Origin of the sequence: Thalassospira sp. CH_XMU1458, assembly GCF_037027205.1 — a bacterium.
Classification (GTDB): domain Bacteria; phylum Pseudomonadota; class Alphaproteobacteria; order Rhodospirillales; family Thalassospiraceae; genus Thalassospira; species Thalassospira tepidiphila.
In genome coordinates, this window is the sequence record NZ_JAYMDW010000001.1 from 608,267 (window position 1) to 627,995 (window position 19,729).

Genomic DNA, 19,729 nt, shown 5'->3' on the forward strand with positions numbered 1-19,729 from the left:
AAGTCGGCCCCGTTTTGGTTTTTCTGATGTGAGCCATATCTCAGTTTGGTCTGATGGCCCTTGCCTTGGCCGGACTTCGCCTTATCTTTCGGTCGGAATGTTTGTCGATAAGGGTTTTCGACCATGAACTATGTGCGTACAGGTTTGTTGCTGGCCGGATTGACGGCGCTGTTTGGCGCGGTCGGCATGATGATTGGCGGCCAACAGGGCATGATTATCGCGCTGCTGTTTGCAGCGGCCATGAATGTGTTCGCCTATTGGAATTCGGACGCGATGCTGCTGCGCATGCGCAGTGCCCGGCAGGTCGATGACAAAACAGCACCCGAACTGGTGGCGATGGTGCGCGACCTTGCGCGCAATGCCGATCTGCCGATGCCCAAGGTCTATGTGATTGAAAACCCGCAACCAAACGCCTTTGCCACGGGCCGTAACCCGGAAAACGCAGCGGTGGCGGCGACCACAGGGTTGCTCAAACTGCTTGATCGCAACGAAATCGCTGGCGTCATGGCCCATGAACTGGCCCATGTCAAAAACCGCGATACCCTGACCATGACCATCACCGCGACCATTGCCGGGGCGATTTCCGCGTTGGCCAACTTCGCAATGTTTGCCGGCATGTTTGGCGGCAACCGCGACAACAACAATCCGCTGGGCGGGATCGGAATGATCCTGATTGCCATTCTGGCACCCTTGGGTGCGATGATCGTGCAAATGGCAATTTCGCGCACCCGCGAATATGAAGCCGACAAGATCGGGGCTGAAATCTGTGGCCATCCGATGTGGCTGGCCAGTGCGCTGAACAAACTCGATAAGGGTGTTCACGCCATCCCGAACATGGATGCCGAACGCAACCCGGCGATGGCCCACATGTACATTGCCAACCCGCTGTCGGGCAAAGGTGTTGATAATTTGTTTTCAACCCACCCCAACATGGCCAACCGCATCGCGCGCCTGAAGGAAATGTCAGGCACGTCTGCAAGCAATGCATCGGGCCGTCCGGCAGGGCAGGGGGCCGGTGTTGCCAAGGCGGCACGATCCCGCGGTCCTTGGGGCCGAAATTCATCAAAATCCGCTTCTTCCACGCCCAACGCATCGCGACAGCGCAAACGGCCCTGGGAGTCCTGAACCCGGTAAAACACTGTTTTGTTGGATGTCATTTCACCCTTTTTGGGATCGTGCACCCTATTCTTCGGTATGAGTGAAATGACAACCCACGCCATTGACCAACCTGATTTGTAGGACGAAAATGTCCCTACTAAAGTCTTGAGATCCCTGCTGTTCAGGCTCCGAGAAGCAGGGAACAGATAAGGACAAGAATGGCTGGTTTCTGGTCAATGGTTGGCCTTGTGTTCAAATCTTTGATCACAGGTGCCGATACTGTCGATGATACGGGGGGTGCTCCCAGAGATATTCTGGCGACAGATGATGTCCTGTGCCGATATGCCATCGCCCGCTTCACGCCTGCCGATACCAACGCCCATATCGGTGCAAGTTCCGTTGATGATATTTCAGATATCGTGACAGCTGCTGTCTCGTCCGTCCCCGAAAGCGAAGGGATTCGGATTGATCAGTTCTTTACACCAAATCCCGATGCAGCCGATCCGTTTCAGGCCATACGCGAAGCACAGCTAAGCGTTCTTAATATGGCGCATCGCAAGGATGCCGATACGGTCTTCTGGGGGCGTCAGGATGCCAGCACCGGGTATCTCAACCTCTATCTGGTCAGCGATGCCCTGACATCGTCGCTTTATGACCTGATGCTGCCCCAGACTTATATCTTCCGTCAGCCGACCCATTCCGACGTTGCCGAGGCATTGCGGGTGCTGTTGAACGCGCAGCTTGTCCTGACATCCCGGGGCGGCGAACAGCGTGCCCTTCAGATTGCGCGTCTGGCGGCGATCATGGAAGACCTTCAGGACCGCGTTCTGGGCGGAGAAGTCTTTTCGCACGCTGGTGCCGGTGCGGCGCTGGCCTATGGGTTCGGGGCGTTTGTCCTGTCGGAAACCGGTGATCGTTCCTATTGCGCAAGTGCGCTTCGTGTCATGGAACCCTATATCCGCCAGATGGTGGCCGATATTGCCGAAAAACCAGTGGCCGCCACCGGAAAAACCGCTGCACCAACCGGTCTCAAAGGCGAAGCCTTGGCGGAAAATGATCCGGCCGCGCCGACCAGCCAGCTTTCGGAATTGCTTGATCGTGTCACGGATTTTTCCAAGGTGGATCCCCGCACCACGGCGGCACTCGCCCTTTATGGATCACTTGTGAACTGGTCACTGATCGCAAACCTCAAGGCGCGCTCTGGCGAGTTGTCGATTGCGATCTGGCGCATGCTGGAACGCAGGATCGAACTTTCGATGGGCTCGCCGGTCGATCGTGCCCTTTCAATCTGCAAACTCGGCGAGGCCATGGTCTTGACCGGCAAGGACAAGGAAAATGCCCAGATCGTCGATAAGGGTGCTGGGCATTACCGCCGGGCGCTCGGCATGATCAATGCACGCGTTCACGGCCCGCTTTATGCGTTGATCGCCTATGGTCTGGCGGATGCGATTGTATCGTCTGCCACCATTCGCGACGTGACCATCCCCGATACGCAGGTTGTCCCGGTTTTTCAGGCCGCCCTTAAAGTCTGCACACGGCGCGATCATCCCTATATCTGGGGTCGGATCATGTTCGCACTTGCCACCGTCTATCTGACCAACGGCAATCTGCACAAGGATATCGAAATGCTCACCCACGCCCGGATGAGCTATTCACAGGCCTATGAGGCATTTAACGAAGCCGGTGCAAAGGGGGCTGCGCGTGCTGCTTCGGGTGGCTTTACCCGCTCGGAAAACTTCCTGTCGCAGCTTGGACATCGCAAGACGCTTATGGACGCAACCGGTGGCCTTGGCAAAGACACGGCAAACGCGTCCTGAGCCCATCCTGAGCAAAGACAAGACAAAAAGAAACCCCCGCAGCGGATGCTGCGGGGGTTTTGACTGCGACTGCCGGGCAACTTCTATTCGCGATTGCCAAAGAAGTGCAGCAGCATGATGAACAGGTTCACGAAGTCGAGATACAGACGCAGCGCGCCAAACAGGGCTTTTTTGCCTGCGGTCGTTGCATCGTCATGCTCGTGATATTCTTCCTTGATGCGCTGGGTGTCATAGGCGGTAAGGCCCGTAAAGATCAGAACACCAGCCGCCGAAATGACGAACTGCAGCATCGTGCTGGCAAGGAAGATGTTCACCACCATTGCGATGATGATACCGATCAGGCCCATGAACAGGAAGCTGCCCCAGCCCGAAAGGTCCTTCTTGGTGGTATAGCCAAACAGGCTCATCGCACCAAAGGTACCCGCGGTGATGAAGAACGTGCGCGCGATCGACTCACCGGTATAAACCAGGAAGATCGACGCAAGGGACAGACCCATCATTGCGGCGTAGATCCAGAATGTCGCCTGTGCGGCACCAAAGCTCATCTTGTGGATGCGCGCGCTCAGGAAGAACACAAGCCCGATCGGGGCCAGCATGACAATCCAGTGCAGTCCGGTGCCGAAAATAGCCTGCATCAGGGTCGGGCTGGTCGACACAGCCATTGCCACGATACCGGTCAGGGCAAGTGCGGATGCCATGTAGTTATAGACACGCAGCATATAGGCGCGGAGACCTTCATCGATCTCGGCCGCCGACCGGCCAACCGAGACGTCATAGCCGCGTTGACGCGTTTCAAAAGCCATTGAAATCCCTCTTTGATCCAATTGTGAGCAGAACATAGGTATACAATTCTGCGATGATCAAAATATGGCAGGATTTCCGGGAAAAGCAACGTTTTGACAGATTGTGCAACTCCGGGCCGCCGTCAGATGTGAACTTGTTCACCCTGGATGTGACGCTATCGTGAAATCGCATATTGGCGACACGTTCTGTAAACCGGTCTATGATGGTGCCCTTACGGGATGAACAAAACCGTCGTGAAACGTACACAGGCCCTGGATCATGTCACGTTCCATCGCACTCGATATGCCCATATTGACCCCTGTCGGGGTGTTGGCGCATGCCGTGGCAAAACTAGTTTTGGTTATTGTGTGCATGATGACTGCCGCGACGGTCGGGCAAGCGCAAAATGCCAGTTTGAAACGTGCAGCCGGTGATGGCGATATTCCGGTCTTTACCGACACCTATGACAATGCAGAATTCTGTGCCGATGGCAATGGCACGGGGCCGTGCGCTATTGCGCCGGTTGATGTGCCGGAATTCGACGCCAGCTTCGTTTATCGTTTCCTTGCCTATCACGCCCAGCGCCCGTTTGACCGGTTCTCCTGGCAGGCATTCACGTCGCTTATGGCGCCGCTTGATCATCCCGATCAGTCCGCCTTATGGGAAAGCTTCCCGACCCGGCGCGACCTGTTTTCCGAGGTGACCTATCCGAATCCGGCCTGTGCCGATGATCTTCCCGACGGGCATTTGCTGCTGGCAAGTTATCTGCAATCTACCGGTGATGTGCTGATTGATCAGGCAGGCAATTTCGTTCTTTTCGAAACCCGCATTAATCCGGTCGCTGCCGACTATATCATCGCAAACAACCTGCAAACGCCAGCCGGGCGTGCCGCCTTTGCCACGTCCGGGAAAAACATCGATTTCCCCACCGGCCATCTGCAGGCCAATGTCGCAACGAAGGTAAAACTCGCTTCTGCTGATGCGGTTGCCAATGATGCCGCAAACGCGTCCGGCCCTGCCATTCCAGCCTCCGCCCCCGGTATGATGGGGGCACAGCTTCTGAAGTTTTCCTGGCGTATTCTGCCAACTGCGGATGAGACAAGTCGGGATCGTTATTTTACCCGCCCGGCGCGAATATCGCTTGCGGGTGATCAGACAATTGATGGCCGGGCGAAATGTCTTGATGTCACGGTCGGCTTGGTGGGCATGCATCTTGTCCAGCGGGTCGCCAGTGGCAACGGGGATCGCTGGATCTGGTCGAGCTTCGAACATATCGATAATGTGCCCTTGGCCGCCAATGCACGGCGTCCCAACAGCATCATCACCAAGCAACCGTTTGAAAACGGCTGTCTCGTGCCCGAAGCGGTCGAAGGGGAATTCGCCTTTTATGGCGGCCGACTACCAACCGGCAGTCCGGCCAATCAACCGGTATCCGAGATTCTGAAATGGGCAGATAACCCGCCTTATGCGCGCCTTGCGTCCGGGGGGCATCCGACCCCGCCAGATATTGTACGTTGCTGGCGGCTATTCTCCGGTACGGCTGAAAGCAACTTTGTCTGGCAGACCAAACTGAACGACAGCGTCCTTGCAAATTATATGCTGCTCGGCACGCAATGGATCGGCAATCCCGGCGGTGAACCGTTTGGTATTGGCGAAGTACCGCGCTTTTTGACCAACAGCACGCTTGAAAGCTTCATGCAGGATCAGTCTGATGCCACCTGCCTTGGCTGTCATGCCCGTGCAACGACCGACGTCGGACAGAACGCCAACTTCACCTTCCTGCTTGATCCGGGCAGCTAAATACCAGCCATCGGGACCGCGCAGACAGACCTTCCAATTTCCACCGATTGCCACTAGCATGCTCCGCAACATTTGCCGCACCCAAAAACAAAGAACAGCGGCGAATTCAGGGAGGAAACATGCTGGGCAGTCGTTCAGACTATGCGGCGGTACGTTCACGCTTTGCCTGGAACGTGCCAACCCACTTTAATATCGGTGTCGATGTTTGCGACAAATGGGCGGATGACCCGGATCGTCTGGCATTGATGCATCGTCGGCGCGATGGATCGCGCCGCGACTACACATTTGCGCAGATCAAACGCCTGTCGAACCGCTTTGCCAATGTCATGCGCCGTCATGGCATAAGGCGTGGTGACCGGGTCGGGATTCTTTTGCCACAAAGCCCGGAAACGGCGATTGCCCACGTTGCGACCTACAAGATGGGCGGCATTGCTGTGCCGCTCTTTACCCTGTTTGGGGTCGATGCGCTGGAATACCGGCTGGGTAACTGCGCGGCCAAGGCCTTGGTGACAGACCGCGAAGGGGCCGCCAAGATTGCCGAAATCCGCGATCTTCTGCCCGCCCTTGAATATGTCTATGTGATTGATGGCGCGCCTGATCAATGTTTTGATTTCAAGGCCCTGTCATCAGAAGCCAGTGACGAGTTTGAGCCGGTCAATACCCGTGCCGATGAACCGGCCCTGATCATTTACACATCCGGCACCACCGGTCAGCCGAAAGGCGCGCTGCATGCGCACCGGGTGTTGCTTGGCCATTTGCCTGGTGTTGAAATGTCGCATGACTTCTTCCCCGAAGACGGGGATGTCATGTGGACCCCGGCTGACTGGGCCTGGATTGGCGGGCTTTTGGATGTTTTGTTGCCGGCCTGGCATCACGGCGTGCCTGTCGTCGCCCACCGGTTTGAAAAATTCACGCCCGAGGATGCCTTTCGCCTGATGGCCGAATATGGCGTGCGCAATACCTTCCTGCCGCCAACTGCGCTCAAGATGATGCGCGCGGCTGGTGACGATATGGCGCAAAGGTTCAATTTTAAACTCCGCTCCATTGCAAGCGGTGGCGAAACATTGGGTGCGGAACTTCTTGATTGGGGGCGTCGGGTGTTTGGCCTCACCATCAACGAGTTCTATGGGCAGACCGAATGCAACATGGTGGTCAGTTCCTGTCAGTCGATCATGGAACCCAAACCCGGTGTGATGGGTCGTCCGGTGCCCGGCCACGATGTCGCGGTGATTGATCTGAGTGGCAAGGTGCTTGAACCCGGTGAAATGGGCCGCATTGCCGTGCGTGCGCCAGATCCGGTGATGTTCCTGGAATATTGGCGCAATCCCGAAGCCACCCGTGACAAGTTTGTCGGCGAATGGCTTTTGACCGGCGATATGGGGTGTATTGATGCTGATGGCTATATCCGCTTTGTCGGGCGGGACGATGATCTGATCAGCTCGGCGGGATATCGCATCGGCCCGGGCGAGATCGAGGATTGTCTGATTGGACATCCGGCTGTGCGCATGGCCGGTGTGATTGGCAAACCCGACGAACAGCGCGGCCAGATCGTAAAGGCCTTTGTCGTGCTGGCCGATGGCTTTGCCCAAAGCCCGGCGCTTGAGAGCGAAATCAAGGACTTCGTTAAAACCCGCTTGGCCGCACACGAATACCCGCGCGAGATCGCCTTCCTCGATCAGCTGCCGATGACAACCACCGGCAAGGTCGTCAGGCGGGCACTGCGCGACATCGCCTGATCCTCAATCAGTCAATTCAGATCGTTTTCGAAACGGTTTTCGCAAAAAACAAGGCCGGGTCCATCTGGATCTGGCCTTGTCTGTTTAAGGCTGCTGGTTGCTGGGGGCTTATTCGTTGCGCAACAACGGTGCTGCCGGGCTGCGCAATGCCTGCCAAGTGCCGATAAAGCCAGCCGCCAGCGTGGCAAACAGACCAATGGCAATCGGACCCAGAATGGTCATCGGTAACAGCACCCAGTTGGCTTCCATGATCAGCACCAGCACCGACCAGGCGGCAACCGACCCGACGACGGCCGCAATCACCCCGGTGGCAAGGCCAAGGATGCCGTATTCCAGCGCATAGGCATAAAGGATGTTGGCCCGTGTTGCGCCCAGGGTCTTGAGCACCACGGCGTCATAGATGCGCTTGCGCCGACCGGCCGCAACCGCCCCGCCAAGCACAAGTACACCGGCAACAATCGCAATCATGCTGGTGGCGTTAAGCGCCGTTCCGATCCCCGCCAGAATGGCATTGGCCGCTTCCAGCGCTTCACGTACCCGGATGGCCGAGACATTCGGGAAGTCCACGCCGATCATGCGATCAACCGGTTCTTCCATTTCGCGCGGCATATGGGCAGTAGCGATCAGGCTATAGGGCGCCTTGTCGATCAGGCCCGGCGAAAACACCATCGCGAAATTCATACGCAGGCTTTGCCATTCGATCTCGCGCCAGTTGGCGATCTCGGCGGTGATATCGCGGCCCAGCACATTGACGGTCAATGTATCGCCCGGCTCCAGATCAAACGCATTGCCGATATCGGCACTGATCGACACCAGCGGCTTGGACGCATCATTGTAGTCAGCCGGCCACCATTCGCCGCGCACCAGTTTGGTTTCCGGCGGCGGGGTGGCGGCAAAGGTAAGTCCGCGGTCCCCACGCAGGAACCAGCGATCATCACCCGGTCCGACATCGTTGGAATTAACCCCGTCAACCGCCGTTACCCGGCCACGCAGCATCGGTGTTTGTTCGATATCCGAAACGTTGTCCTGTGCCAGAAGCTGGCCTCGGAACTGCTCGATCTGATCGGGGCGAATATCAAGGAAGAAGAAGGCCGGGGCAGAGTCCGGCAGGTTCTCGTTAATCTCGTTATCAAGGTTGCCCTCGATCCCGGAAATCGTCACCAGAAGTGTGAGGCCCAGCCCAAGCGATAACGCAACCGGGACGGTACTTGCGCCCGGACGGTGCAGGTTGGCCAGCGCCAGTCTGGAAAAGGCACTGCGGCCCGTAATCAACCGTTTCGAAAGGGATACGATGCCCTGTCCGGCAAAGGTGAAAATCACCACGGCCGCTGCCGACCCGCCAATAAAGCCAAGCGCGATCGCCTTATCGGTCGCGGTCAGCACCGTCAGAATCAACAACAGCACCAGCGGCACCCCGATATAGGGCAGGTCACGCTTGCGCACCGGACTACCACTAAACAGGCCGGCACTGGCACGGAACAATCGTGCTGCCGGGATTTCGCGTGCGCGCAGCAAGGATGGCAGCGCAAAGACCAGTGTGGTCAAAACCCCAAAGCTGGTCGCAATGACAAGCGACGGCAATGCCGGACCAAGCGTCACATCAATCGGCAACCGCCCGGACAAGAGCGGAGCAATCAACGCTGGTGTCACAGCACCGATCAGAAGCCCGATGGCAATCCCGATCAGGGCCAGAACAAGGATCTGCAGGAAGTAAATCCGAAGCACCAAGCCATGCGACGCCCCGATGGATTTAAGCGTGGCGATGACGGATGTTTTGCTTTCGATATGGCTGCGCACCGCATTGGCAACCCCGATGCCGCCAACCAAAAGGGCGGAAAGGCCAACAAGCGTCAGGAACAGGGTCAGGCGCTCGATAAAGCGTTTCAGTCCCGGGTTGGCATTGGCCGTATCACGAATACGCCAGCCCGCATCTTCGAACTGCTCTTCAAGCCGTTCGCGAAAGGCGGTCGGGGTTTCATTGTCGTTGATATCCAATGCGTAATAATAGCGGATCAGACTGCCCGGCTGCACCAGCCCGGTCTCCATCAACCCGTCCATCGACACCATCAGGCGTGGGCCAAAGTTGAAAAAGCCAACTGCCTTGTCGGGCTCGGTCTTGATCACACCACGGATCTGAACATCAATATCGCCAAGGGCAACCGTGTCCCCGACATCGATGCGAAGCCGTTCCAGCAATCCGGCCTCGGTCACAGCCCCCCAGACGCCATCCTTCTGATCAAGAATCCCGTCGAAGGGAACCCCATCGGCAAGCTCCATCTCGCCAAACAGCGGATAGGCATCATCAACCGCCTTAAGCTCCACCAGACGGCGCTGGTCCGGGCCATAGGCCGTGGTGCGCATGGTGGCCAGTTCGGCCACACGTTCAGTGTTCGCGGTTAGCCATTCGATCTGATCGCCGGTGGCTTCCTGATGGGTCAGGCGCAGTTCAACATCGCCACCCAAAAGCTTCCGCCCGTCACGCTCAAGTGCCGATAGAACGGATTCCGAAACGTTTCCAACCGCTGCAATCGACCCGACGCCAAGCGCCAGACACGCCAGAAAAATACGAAAGCCCGAAAGCCCGCCGCGCAACTCGCGCCGGCAGACCCGCCAGGCGATGGACCACAGGCGGTCCGCACCGTCAGTGGGGGAAACAGATGTGCTCATGACTGCGATTCCAGATGCGAAACGATTTCGCCGTCGCGTAGCATCACCGTGCGGTCGCACCGCTTGGCAAGGGCGGGATCATGGGTAATCAAAAGCAGGGTCGACCCACGACGTTTGGTCAGATCAAACAACAATTCGATAATCGTTTCACCGGTCGTGCCATCAAGGTTGCCGGTCGGCTCATCGGCCAGCAAAAGCTCCGGGTCGGTGGCAAGTGCACGTGCAAGTGCAACACGCTGTTGCTCCCCGCCTGATAGCTGTCCGGGATAGTGATCTGTGCGATGACCCAGCCCGACAAGCTCCAATTCTTCGCGTGCCTTTTCAAACGCATCCGCACGTCCGGCGAATTCCATCGGAAGCGCAACGTTCTCCAACGCGCTCATGGTCGGGATCAGGTGGAAGTCCTGAAACACGATGCCGACATGATGGCGGCGATAAAGCGCCAAGCCATCTTCATCAAGGGCGCGCAGGTCCTTGCCGCACACCTTCACCACACCTTCCTGGGCTTGTTCCAGTCCGGCGATCACCATCAAAAGTGATGTTTTGCCCGACCCCGACGGACCGACCAGCGAGACGCGCTCGCCCGCACCAATCGCAAGATCAACCCCCTTAAGGATCTCGACAACCCCGGCCGGACCCTGCAGCCGCAGCTTCAGGTTTTGCACATCAATTGTCTGTTTTGGCGCTTCACCAGACGCGGCGACATTTTGTTCCGGTATCGTGGTGGTTTCGGTCACACTCATTTCGGGTCCTATCGGGTTGTCCGTTGCAAGATCAACAAAGCAGGCTACATAAGCTTACGGATCAGGACGTTTCTGGTTCAGACTTCTTTTGATCTGAATAACTTCTTTAAGGGTAAACGGTCGGAAACCGCTCCGGCAAGTTCGCAGCATGTAAAGGTGAGATTTGTAATGAATTTGGCGTTTGGGCAAGGTCGCACTGTAATCAAGTTCACGCATAAGTTGGTATCACGCCTTCGCAAATCCGCCGGTTTGGCCCTTGCCACGCTTGCCCTTGCGACCCTCGGGATGACCGGGTTTGCTTATGAAACCAAGGCACAAGATAGCGACCAAACGCCAAAAACCCTTGTTTTGTTTGGCGATAGCCTGATGGCGGGCTATGGCCTTGATCATGAAAACGGCTTTGCGCCCAAACTTGAAGCCGCCCTGAAGGAAGCAGGCCACGATGTCCGGGTGATCAATAGCTCCGTCTCGGGCGATACCACGGCGGCCGGACTGGCGCGTCTCGACTGGGCGCTGGTTGAAAAACCCGATGCGGTCTTGCTCGAACTTGGTGCCAATGATGCGCTTCGCGGGATAGAGCCATCCCAGACCCGTGAAAACCTGGCAGAAATCCTTGAAAAGCTACGCGGCATGGATGTCGATGTCCTGCTGGCCGGTATGATGGCCCCGCCCAATATGGGGACGGCCTACGGCGATGAATTTAACAGCATTTATCCCGACCTCGCCAGCCGCTATCAGGTTGATTTTTATCCGTTTTTCCTTGAAGGAGTCGCCGCCGAGCCTGAGCTCAATCAGGATGATGGCATGCATCCCAATGCCGATGGCGTGGACGTGATCGTCAAGCGCATCCTGCCCGATGTCGTCGACCTGCTGCAAACCTCTGACGCCAGCTAAGCGCGAAGGGCCTGCCTCGGCATATGCCGGACGCTTCATGATCTGGGGCGCAAAACCGTCGGTTTTCCAAGGGGTTGTGCGCTTCCCGGCAGGTTATAAAATTTCACAAAGGCACAGATTGGCGCAATTTCGACGTATGTGACGCATAAAAAACTACGTATGTAGATAGAAAACGTCAACAACCCGAAATGATTAAGTCGCCGGACCTTCAGAAGGCGCAGTCAACGCGGCGATAAGAATACAACTTCATATACATCAATACGTTAAGTGAGTTTCGAGTGTCTTGCGAACACCGTGAATTTCGCCTGAAAACCCTGATTTGGGGACCAAAACACGCTGTTTGGTGTAAAATTAACGCCTCATTTACTTTCGGTTCTGTTTCGAACAGTGTTTCTGCTACTGCGTATGTTGTTTTTCAAAACGCCTCTTCCAACGCTGTTATCCAATTATCGGGTTTCTGATCCTTTTTGCCTTTCCGGCAGGGGTGGGGCATCGCAAGTGCACTATGTGATAAATCATTTAATATCAATAACTTAATTGAATTCCCCGAAATCAGGTGACACTTATGGCCTGTGGATAACTCTTGGGAAACCAAACAGGTGTCCTGGGTGCCTGAAATGCACGCCTTCAAACAAATATCCCGTCATATCAATGTGTTGGAATTGTTCTGGGGACTCCTTGGATTCCCAACGAGTCGCCGACAGGCCTGTGAATGAATCGGAAGCGATTCAATTTTGACTGCAAATGCAGTTGCAGGGGGCGAAATCCGTCGATACACTTCATGCCATCGGGCGGAAAGGTGCGTTTGATCTGCGCTTTCGGTGTCCGGCGATTTCGGATTTAAGCTAAATACTTCAATGCCTTAAAGGGATTGTTCAGTGTCGTCTTCTTCCACCGTCAAACAGTCCTACACCATTCCCTGTTCTTCGATCTTTCGTGACGCTGTGCTGCAACTGGCAGAACGGCGCGGGGTGAATGCCGCCGATCTGGCGCGGTCGGTGATGCTGATTGTGCCCGAAAAGGCGATTGAGGATTATCAGGACCCCGGCGACCCGCCCAAGGGCGATCGCGAAACCATTGTCTTGAAGTCCGGCCCGGCCGAGGGGCGCCCCTGGCGGCGTAAACCCCGCCTGCAATTGCGCCTGCCACCGGGATTTTCGGTGATCACCGTGCGCAAGGCGCTTCAGATGGCGATCGATTTTGATGCGGGGGATGTCAATATGCGGGTTGAGAAATCCGACGTTCTCGCCGCCGAACGTGCAGCCCTTGAAGAAGCCCGCGCACTCAAAAAACGTCAGGCAGAGCCACCTGTTGAACTTCTGCAATCGCGTGAAGAACTTGAACGTCTGCGTCAGATTGTTGATAACCTTGCCTTTGATCCGCTTGATCGCGGGGTGACCACCTTTAACGAGGCCCTGCATGTCATGGGCTTTGCGCCAAGTGCGCGACCTGATTTGCGCGCCATCCGCGCCAAATACCGTGTTCTCGCCGCCATCCACCACCCCGACAGCAATTATGGCTCCCACCAGCGCATGACGCAGCTGAACGCCGCGATGGAGATCCTGCGCAAACATGTTTCCTGATCGGTTGGATCGATCCGAATCACGAACCGCCGCCCAAGCCCTTGTCGAAGGGGTGGGCCAATGCTTAGATGTAACTGGGCTTAGATTTATCTGGGCTTGGATGTAGGCATCAGATTTCTGGTTATCGACCGGGCACAAGACCCGGGCATCCTGACCAGTCAGCAACGGGAGACAGCATGACGGCGGAATTTCGGGCGGCACATGCCAGCGGCGAAAACTGGGCTTCGGTCGCATCCGAGCTTGCAGAACTTCTCGAAAAAGAACCACTGCCCAAACAGGCGCTGGCCTTTTTGTATGTCTCCGAACCGCTGGCCGATGATCTTGGCAGTATCCTGACCTTCCTGCGCTCCCGTCTGTCGATTGAACACTGGATCGGAACATCCGGCGTTGGCGTCTGCGGATCGGGCCGGGCCTATTTCGGCGTTCCAGCGGCCTCTGTCATGGTGGCCCCCTTTGCCCGTGATGAATTCCATATTTTTGAGCCGCTCAAGACCGAGGCCGATCTGGATGCGCGCGATCTGCAAAGCGCGATTGATCGCCTGCAGCCGATCTTTGGCCTTGTTCATGGCGATCCCGCTGCCCCCGAAAGCCTTGCCCAACTGGCCGAGCTGGCAAGACTGGGCTCGACCTATCTGGTGGGCGGCATCGCATCGGGGGAACGCGGCGCGCCGCAGATTGCCGACCGGGTTGTGAATGGGGGCCTGTCGGGCGTTTTGTTTGATGGCAAAACCAGTGTTCAGGTCGGCATCAGTCAGGCCTGCACGCCAATCGGCCCGGTCCACCGCGTGACCGAGGGACGCGAAGGCATCATTTCCACCCTTGATGATCGCCCCGCCCTTGATGTGCTTAAGCAAGAACTCGAAGCAGACGGCGGTGAACAATCCATGGCATCCGGGCGCTATCACGCGGCACTGATGGTGCCCGGGTCCGATACCGGCGACTTTGTCGTGCGCAATCTGATGGGGATTGATCCCCATAACAATATGATCGCGATCAGTGGCGATGTGCAGGCGGGGGACGCCATCCGTTTTGTCCGCCGTGACGGGGCCGCCGCCGAACAGGATTTGCGTCGCATGCTAAGCGATTTGCAAAAACGTCTGCCGGGCAAGCCACGCGGGGCGCTTTATTGCAGCTGTGTCGCCCGTGGCCCGCATCTGTTTGGCACCGAAAGCCGCGAAATGATGATCATCCGTGATGAATTGGGTGATTTGCCACTGACCGGTTTTTACGGCAATGGCGAAATCTGCAATGACCGGTTCTATGGCTATACCGGGGTTTTGACCCTGTTTATCTAAGGCCGCGAAATTTCAAATCATAAGAAATTTGCCCGCAAACGGTTTCATCGCGCGGCCAAGCGGATATATTCATACCATTGCAAAATCATGTCCCGCCCCGATCCAACAGTGCGGGCGGCATAAGACAGGGGAATTTCACATGGAATATCGTCGACTGGGGCGTACAGACATTGATGTCAGCGTCATCTGCCTTGGCACCATGACCTGGGGCCAGCAGAACACCCAGGAAGAAGCTTTTGAACAGCTTGATTACGCCACTGCCAACGAAGTCAATTTCATCGATACCGCCGAAATGTATCCGGTCCCGGCGATGGAAGAGACCTTTACCGCGACCGAAACCATCATCGGCAACTGGCTTGAAAAGCGCGGAAAACGCGATGATCTGGTGATCGCCACCAAGATTGTCGGTCCGGCCGATCGTTTCCCGTATGTGCGTGGCGGGCCGCGTCTGACCCGCGGGCAGATCTTTGAGGCGATTGACGCATCACTTGGTCGCCTTAAAACCGATTATGTCGATCTTTATCAGCTTCACTGGCCGGATCGGAATTCCAACTTCTTCTCCAAGCTTGGCTATACCCACGAGCCGGACGAGGAATTCACCCCGATCGAGGAAAGCCTCGAAGCACTTGATGAGCTGGTCAAGGCCGGTAAGGTTCGCCATATCGGCCTTTCGAATGAAAGCCCGTGGGGCCTGATGAAGTTCCTTGAACTGGCTGAAAAGAACGGCTGGCCGCGCGTGGTCTCGGTTCAAAACCCCTATAGTCTTCTGACCCGGCAATATGAAGTTGGTCTGGCGGAATGTTCGATCCGCGAAGATGCCGGTCTTCTGGCCTATTCGCCGCTGGGCGGCGGGGCGCTGTCGGGCAAATATTTGGGCGGTGCGCGTCCCGAAGGTGCGCGTTCCTCAGTCTGGCCGCAATATTTTGGCCGCTACCTGACCGAAAACGGCGTAAAGGCAACCGAAGCCTATGTGAAGCTTGCCAAGGACAATGGTCTTGATCCGGCCCAGATGGCGCTGGCCTATGTCAATTCGCGCCCGTTCCTGACGTCCAACATCATTGGCGCGACCAGCATGGAACAGCTGAAATCCAATATCGGGTCGGCCAACATCACCCTGTCGGACAGCGTTCTCGAAGAAATCGAAAACATCCATCAGGTCTACACCTATCCCTGCCCGTAAGGTCACAGGATGGTCAGATTTTGCTCGCAGAATTTGACCAAAGACTTATGAAAGGCGGCGGTTTATTCCGCCGCTTTTCCCACCACCAGAACGGAGGCGACAAATGGTTAAGCTGATCTTTGGCAAGGAATCCGATCTGGGGGGTATTTCTGTCCGTCGCGTTTTACCCCATCGCGATGTGCGTTCTGTCGGTCCGTTCGTATTCTTCGATCATATGGGGCCGGTCGAATTCCAATCCGGTCAGGGCATTGATGTACCGCCGCATCCCCATACGTGCTTGGCGACCGTGACCTACCTGTTCAAGGGTGCGATCCTGCATCGCGACAGTTTGGGCAGTGATCTGGAAATCACGCCGGGCGATCTCAATTGGATGAGTGCCGGGCGCGGCATTACCCATTCCGAACGCGAAACCGATGAGGTCCGCAATTCCGTTCATCAACTCGATGGTTTGCAGCTTTGGGTCGCGCTGCCCGATGAGGCAGAGGAATCAGATCCCGCCTTTTATCACGTGCCCAAAAATGACCTGCCGGTGATCGAGGATGCCGGACTTCACATGCGCCTGATCGCCGGTGAGGCCTTTGGCAAAACCGCCCCGGTCCCGGTCAAATCCAAGCTTTATTACCTTGATGTCGAAATGGACGAAGGCGCGCAGCTCCTTCTGCCCGGTGAAAATCAGGAAGGGGCGATTTACGTCGTATCGGGCACGCTTCTGATTGACGGCGAAAGCTATAAGCCTGAAAGCTTTATCTATGTCGCGCCCGAAGAAATCCCCGATATCGTTGCCAAAACCGATTGCCGGGTGATGTTGCTGGGCGGCCTGCCGGTCGGTCGGCGCTATATCTGGTGGAACTTTGTCGCCAGCACCAAGGAACGGATCGAGGCGGCCAAATCCGATTGGGCCGCGGGAAAGTTCCCGCAGATTGACGGCGAAGAGGATGCTTTGCCGCTGCCTGAACGTTCGACCGGCTAATTACCGCATCAGAATTGGATTGAAGACATGCGTTTGTTTGTTGGTGTGGAAATTCCCCACGATATTGCGACCGACCTTTATCCGCTGGGGCGTGCGATCAAGGGGCTTGATGCCCAGACCTCGGAAAACATGCACATCACCCTGAAATTCATCGGCAATGTTGATCCAGGCCTTGCCAGCGAAATCGATCGGGCCCTGTCACAAGTGGTGTTTGAGCCCTTTGATCTGCAGGTATCCGGCCTCGATATGTTTGCATCCAACCGCAAGGTCCGCATTTTCTGGGCCGGGGTAAAGGATCAACCAGCTTTGCGCACGCTTGCCAACCGGGTGGAAAACGCGCTTCTTGCGCTTGATGAATGCCCGGATATGGATATGCGCAAATTTACCCCGCATATCACACTGGGGCGTAACCGCGATGCGGCGCGCACGTCCATCGAACAGGCGATTGTCGATCATGGCGATCTGTCATCACGGGTGTTCACCGTTGATCGTTTCTGTTTGTATGAAAGTCATTCCACAGTTGACGGTCCCGAATTTCGCGTGATCGCCGCCTATGATGGCAAGGACGGCCCGATCAAGGAGCCGGACCTGACTGACGCCTTTGTCACAGAGGATTTTCAATGAAACTTGGCTTTATCGGAACCGGTGCGATCAGCGATGCGGTCATTCGTGGTCTTTTGACATCTGACTATCGCGTAGATGAAATCATCGTTTCACGGCGAAGCGAACATATCTCGGCAAAGCTCGCCGCCGACTTTGACCGGGTCCGGGTCGAAGACGACAATCAGGCGATCATTGATCAATCCGATATGATCTTTCTCGCTGTTCTGCCGCAGATTGCCGGTGATGTGCTGTCCGCACTTCGCGTGCCTGATGACAAACAGATTGTCAGTCTGATCGCCACCATCCCGATTTCTGATCTCAAAGTCTGGCTTGGCACCAACGCGCAATGTGATCGAGCCATTCCCTTGCCACCGGTCGAACATCATGCCTGTGTCACGGCGGTCTATCCCGGCTCACCCGATGTCATGGCTCTGTTTGAAAAGCTGGGCGGGGCGGTGGCAGCCGAAACCATCGATGCCTTTGATGGCTACGCGACGGGCAGTGCATTGATGGCGACCTATTTCACCGTGCTTGAAAGTGCAGCACAATGGATGGTCAAACAGGGATCCGACTATGCCGATGCCAGGCGTTACCTTGCCGCCCTGTTTTCCGGCCTTGCCGAGAACACCGACAAATCTCCCGATCAAAGCTTTGCCGATCTTTATGAAGGCCACATCACCGCCGGTGGCCTGAACGAACAGGTCGCGCAAACCTTCATCCGCGAAAAGGGCACAGATGCGCTTCATACCGCCCTTGATGAAGTCTTTGCCCGGATCAAGGCATCTGCGTAATCACCATCAGGCAACGCAAAACGGGCGACCAACAAGGCCGCCCGTTTTTCTGTTGTTTATATAATATGTGCTGAGCTCTCAGGCCGCCGCCCTGTTCTGATATCCCACTGTCAGGCGTTGCTGCCCGCCATTGCCCGTTTCGATCAGATCAACCATGGCATAGCCGAAATCGGCATAGGAAATCCGGGCAACCCCGTCATGATCGGGGATCAGCGTATCGGTGCCGCGCACATATTGCCCGGTCAGCGGCCCCTCGATCAGCATCGCCGGTGGGCGCAGGTAGGTCCATTGCACATCCTCATATTGATCAAACAGCGCATCCTGCTTCGCACAGGCCTCGGCAATCGGCCGCACGGCATCGGGCAGGAAGTCCGGCGCGCTCAGGACCGTATGCCCGCTGTCATCGGCCAGTTTCAGGGTCGCGGCCCCACCGGTCAGGTAAATCGGGGCCTTGGTTTTACGCGCCGCATCCAGCAACACCCGGCTCATCTCGACCAGCAAACTTTCTGATCCACTGATCGGGCGAAGTGCGCTGATCGCCACGTCATGGCTTGCCATCAGCTCGGCAACGCGGCCCGGCTTGGCCAGCACATCAACGCTTTCGCATGCCACGCTGTCTGGCACATCGGCCAGTTTGTGGATATTGCGCGCAATCGCGGTAACACTATGGCCGCGTTTTAAGGCTTCATGCAGGGTGGCGGTACCGACATCACCGGTGGCACCAAACAGAACAATCTTCATTGGACGTTTCCTTTATATCTGTGGGGCGTTTTGTTTTTATGTGGTGCGCGGGGCAGGTTCGTTGATCGCGGCTGGTGCTGGTTCCGCCAATGGTGCAGGCGCGGGACGCGCCGCGCGCTGACCCAGCCAGATGCTGGCCAGTACAACAATCACGCCTGCCATCTGAAGCGGGCTCAGGGCCTCGCCCAGAATGATCCAGCCCAGTAAAACCGCACTGGTCGGGCTTAAAAAGCCAAAGCTTGTCACCGTCGTCGGGCCAAGGCGCGCAATGCCCCGGAACCACAGGTAATAGGTCAGGGCCGCCCCGATCAGACCGAGCCACACCAGACCAGCCAGATTGGTTACGGTCGGGACCGGGAAGCCGGGCTCAAGGATCAGGGCCACCGGGATCATCAGGATCCCGCCTGCGGTTAATTGCCAGGCGGTAAAGGTCAGTGGAGATACCGGCGGCTGCCACTTGCGGGTCATCACCGTGCCAGCTGCCATGGATGCGGCACCAAAAAGGGCGGCGGCAATGCCAATCGGATCAAGGCTGCTGGTCGGCCCAAGGACCAGCATCGCCACCCCGATCAAGCCGGAAATGGCGGCAATAATGCCCAGCATGGTTATCCCGGATCCAAGCGCAAAGCGCGCCAGAAACAGCACCAGCAACGGCTGGATCGCGCCAAGTGTTGCCGCCACCCCGCCCGGCAGGCGATAGGCCGCGACAAACAGCATCGACCAGAAAACCGCAAAGTTCAGCGCGCCCAGAATAAACACGCGGGCGCGCCAGCCCGCAGGCGGCAATTGCCGCACAACAAGCAACAGGATCAAGCCGGCTGGCAAAGCACGCAGAAGGGCCACGGTCAGCGGAAAGCCATCGGGCAGCATTTCCGTGGTGACGATATAGCTGCTGCCCCAGATGATCGGGGCAAGAGCAGTCAGGCATAAATCGGTTGTTCGGTTCATGGTGGCATCTCCATTTATCTTGACATCAAGATATATTCAGAAATCTTGACGTCAAGATAAAATTCTGAAAAGAATCCGAA

16 protein-coding genes are annotated in these 19,729 nt (G+C 56.6%); 11 read left to right on the forward strand and 5 right to left on the reverse strand.

The window, feature by feature from the left end:
• The first annotated feature begins 123 nt into the window (after positions 1 to 123).
• A complete protein-coding gene (gene htpX, locus WBY09_RS02835) occupies positions 124 to 1,125 on the forward strand; it encodes a zinc metalloprotease HtpX (protein ID WP_286792742.1) in 1,002 nt (333 codons plus the stop codon).
• 191 nt (positions 1,126 to 1,316) lie between these two features.
• Positions 1,317 to 2,915 (forward strand): hypothetical protein, encoded by a 1,599-nt coding sequence (locus tag WBY09_RS02840; protein ID WP_286792743.1) that lies wholly within the window; start codon positions 1,317 to 1,319, stop codon positions 2,913 to 2,915.
• 83 nt (positions 2,916 to 2,998) lie between these two features.
• Here WBY09_RS02840 and WBY09_RS02845 read toward each other — a convergent pair whose 3' ends face one another.
• Positions 2,999 to 3,718 carry a Bax inhibitor-1/YccA family protein gene (locus WBY09_RS02845; RefSeq protein ID WP_008888536.1) on the reverse strand — a complete coding sequence of 240 codons (720 nt, stop codon included), beginning with the start codon at positions 3,716 to 3,718 and terminating at the stop codon, positions 2,999 to 3,001.
• Between the two features lie 259 nt (positions 3,719 to 3,977).
• Here WBY09_RS02845 and WBY09_RS02850 point away from each other — a divergent pair, with 259 nt between their 5' ends.
• Together WBY09_RS02850 and WBY09_RS02855 are read left to right on the forward strand one after the other, a co-directional pair.
• Positions 3,978 to 5,498 carry a hypothetical protein gene (locus WBY09_RS02850; protein WP_336231908.1) on the forward strand — a complete coding sequence of 507 codons (1,521 nt, stop codon included), beginning with the start codon at positions 3,978 to 3,980 and terminating at the stop codon, positions 5,496 to 5,498.
• Positions 5,499 to 5,617: 119 nt separating this feature from the next.
• Positions 5,618 to 7,234 (forward strand): acyl-CoA synthetase, encoded by a 1,617-nt coding sequence (locus WBY09_RS02855; protein ID WP_286792745.1) that lies wholly within the window; start codon positions 5,618 to 5,620, stop codon positions 7,232 to 7,234.
• A 108-nt stretch (positions 7,235 to 7,342) separates the two neighbouring features.
• Here WBY09_RS02855 and WBY09_RS02860 read toward each other — a convergent pair whose 3' ends face one another.
• On the reverse strand, positions 7,343 to 9,901 hold the full coding sequence (locus tag WBY09_RS02860; protein ID WP_286792746.1) for an ABC transporter permease: 2,559 nt from the start codon (positions 9,899 to 9,901) through the stop codon (positions 7,343 to 7,345).
• Positions 9,898 to 10,644 carry an ABC transporter ATP-binding protein gene (locus tag WBY09_RS02865; protein ID WP_336231909.1) on the reverse strand — a complete coding sequence of 249 codons (747 nt, stop codon included), beginning with the start codon at positions 10,642 to 10,644 and terminating at the stop codon, positions 9,898 to 9,900. Before WBY09_RS02865 ends, WBY09_RS02860 begins: the two co-directional genes overlap by 4 nt.
• Before the next feature lie 168 nt (positions 10,645 to 10,812).
• On the opposite strand from WBY09_RS02865, the gene WBY09_RS02870 reads away from it, so the two are divergent.
• From WBY09_RS02870 to WBY09_RS02900, 7 genes are all read left to right on the forward strand, one after another.
• A complete protein-coding gene (locus tag WBY09_RS02870; protein ID WP_336231910.1) occupies positions 10,813 to 11,538 on the forward strand; it encodes an arylesterase in 726 nt (241 codons plus the stop codon).
• 878 nt (positions 11,539 to 12,416) lie between these two features.
• A complete protein-coding gene (locus tag WBY09_RS02875) occupies positions 12,417 to 13,121 on the forward strand; it encodes a J domain-containing protein (RefSeq protein WP_008888530.1) in 705 nt (234 codons plus the stop codon).
• 176 nt (positions 13,122 to 13,297) lie between these two features.
• Positions 13,298 to 14,416, forward strand: a complete 1,119-nt coding sequence (locus WBY09_RS02880) for an FIST signal transduction protein (protein ID WP_197146184.1) — start codon at positions 13,298 to 13,300, stop codon at positions 14,414 to 14,416.
• 139 nt (positions 14,417 to 14,555) lie between these two features.
• Complete coding sequence (locus WBY09_RS02885) at positions 14,556 to 15,596, forward strand: NADP(H)-dependent aldo-keto reductase (protein ID WP_197146183.1); 1,041 nt, start codon at positions 14,556 to 14,558, stop codon at positions 15,594 to 15,596.
• A gap of 103 nt (positions 15,597 to 15,699) precedes the next feature.
• A complete protein-coding gene (locus tag WBY09_RS02890) occupies positions 15,700 to 16,566 on the forward strand; it encodes a pirin family protein (RefSeq protein ID WP_197146182.1) in 867 nt (288 codons plus the stop codon).
• 27 nt (positions 16,567 to 16,593) lie between these two features.
• A complete protein-coding gene (thpR, locus tag WBY09_RS02895) occupies positions 16,594 to 17,190 on the forward strand; it encodes an RNA 2',3'-cyclic phosphodiesterase (protein WP_336231911.1) in 597 nt (198 codons plus the stop codon).
• Complete coding sequence (locus WBY09_RS02900; protein WP_336231912.1) at positions 17,187 to 17,960, forward strand: pyrroline-5-carboxylate reductase; 774 nt, start codon at positions 17,187 to 17,189, stop codon at positions 17,958 to 17,960. The genes thpR and WBY09_RS02900 overlap by 4 nt, the downstream gene beginning before the upstream one ends.
• 78 nt (positions 17,961 to 18,038) lie before the next feature.
• Here the strand turns inward: WBY09_RS02900 and WBY09_RS02905 are convergent, their stop codons facing one another.
• Entirely contained in the window at positions 18,039 to 18,701 is a 663-nt protein-coding gene (locus WBY09_RS02905; RefSeq protein WP_336231913.1) for an NAD(P)-dependent oxidoreductase, read from the reverse strand.
• Between the two features lie 36 nt (positions 18,702 to 18,737).
• Entirely contained in the window at positions 18,738 to 19,649 is a 912-nt protein-coding gene (locus tag WBY09_RS02910; protein WP_336231914.1) for an EamA family transporter, read from the reverse strand.
• Between the last annotated feature and the right edge of the window lie 80 nt (positions 19,650 to 19,729).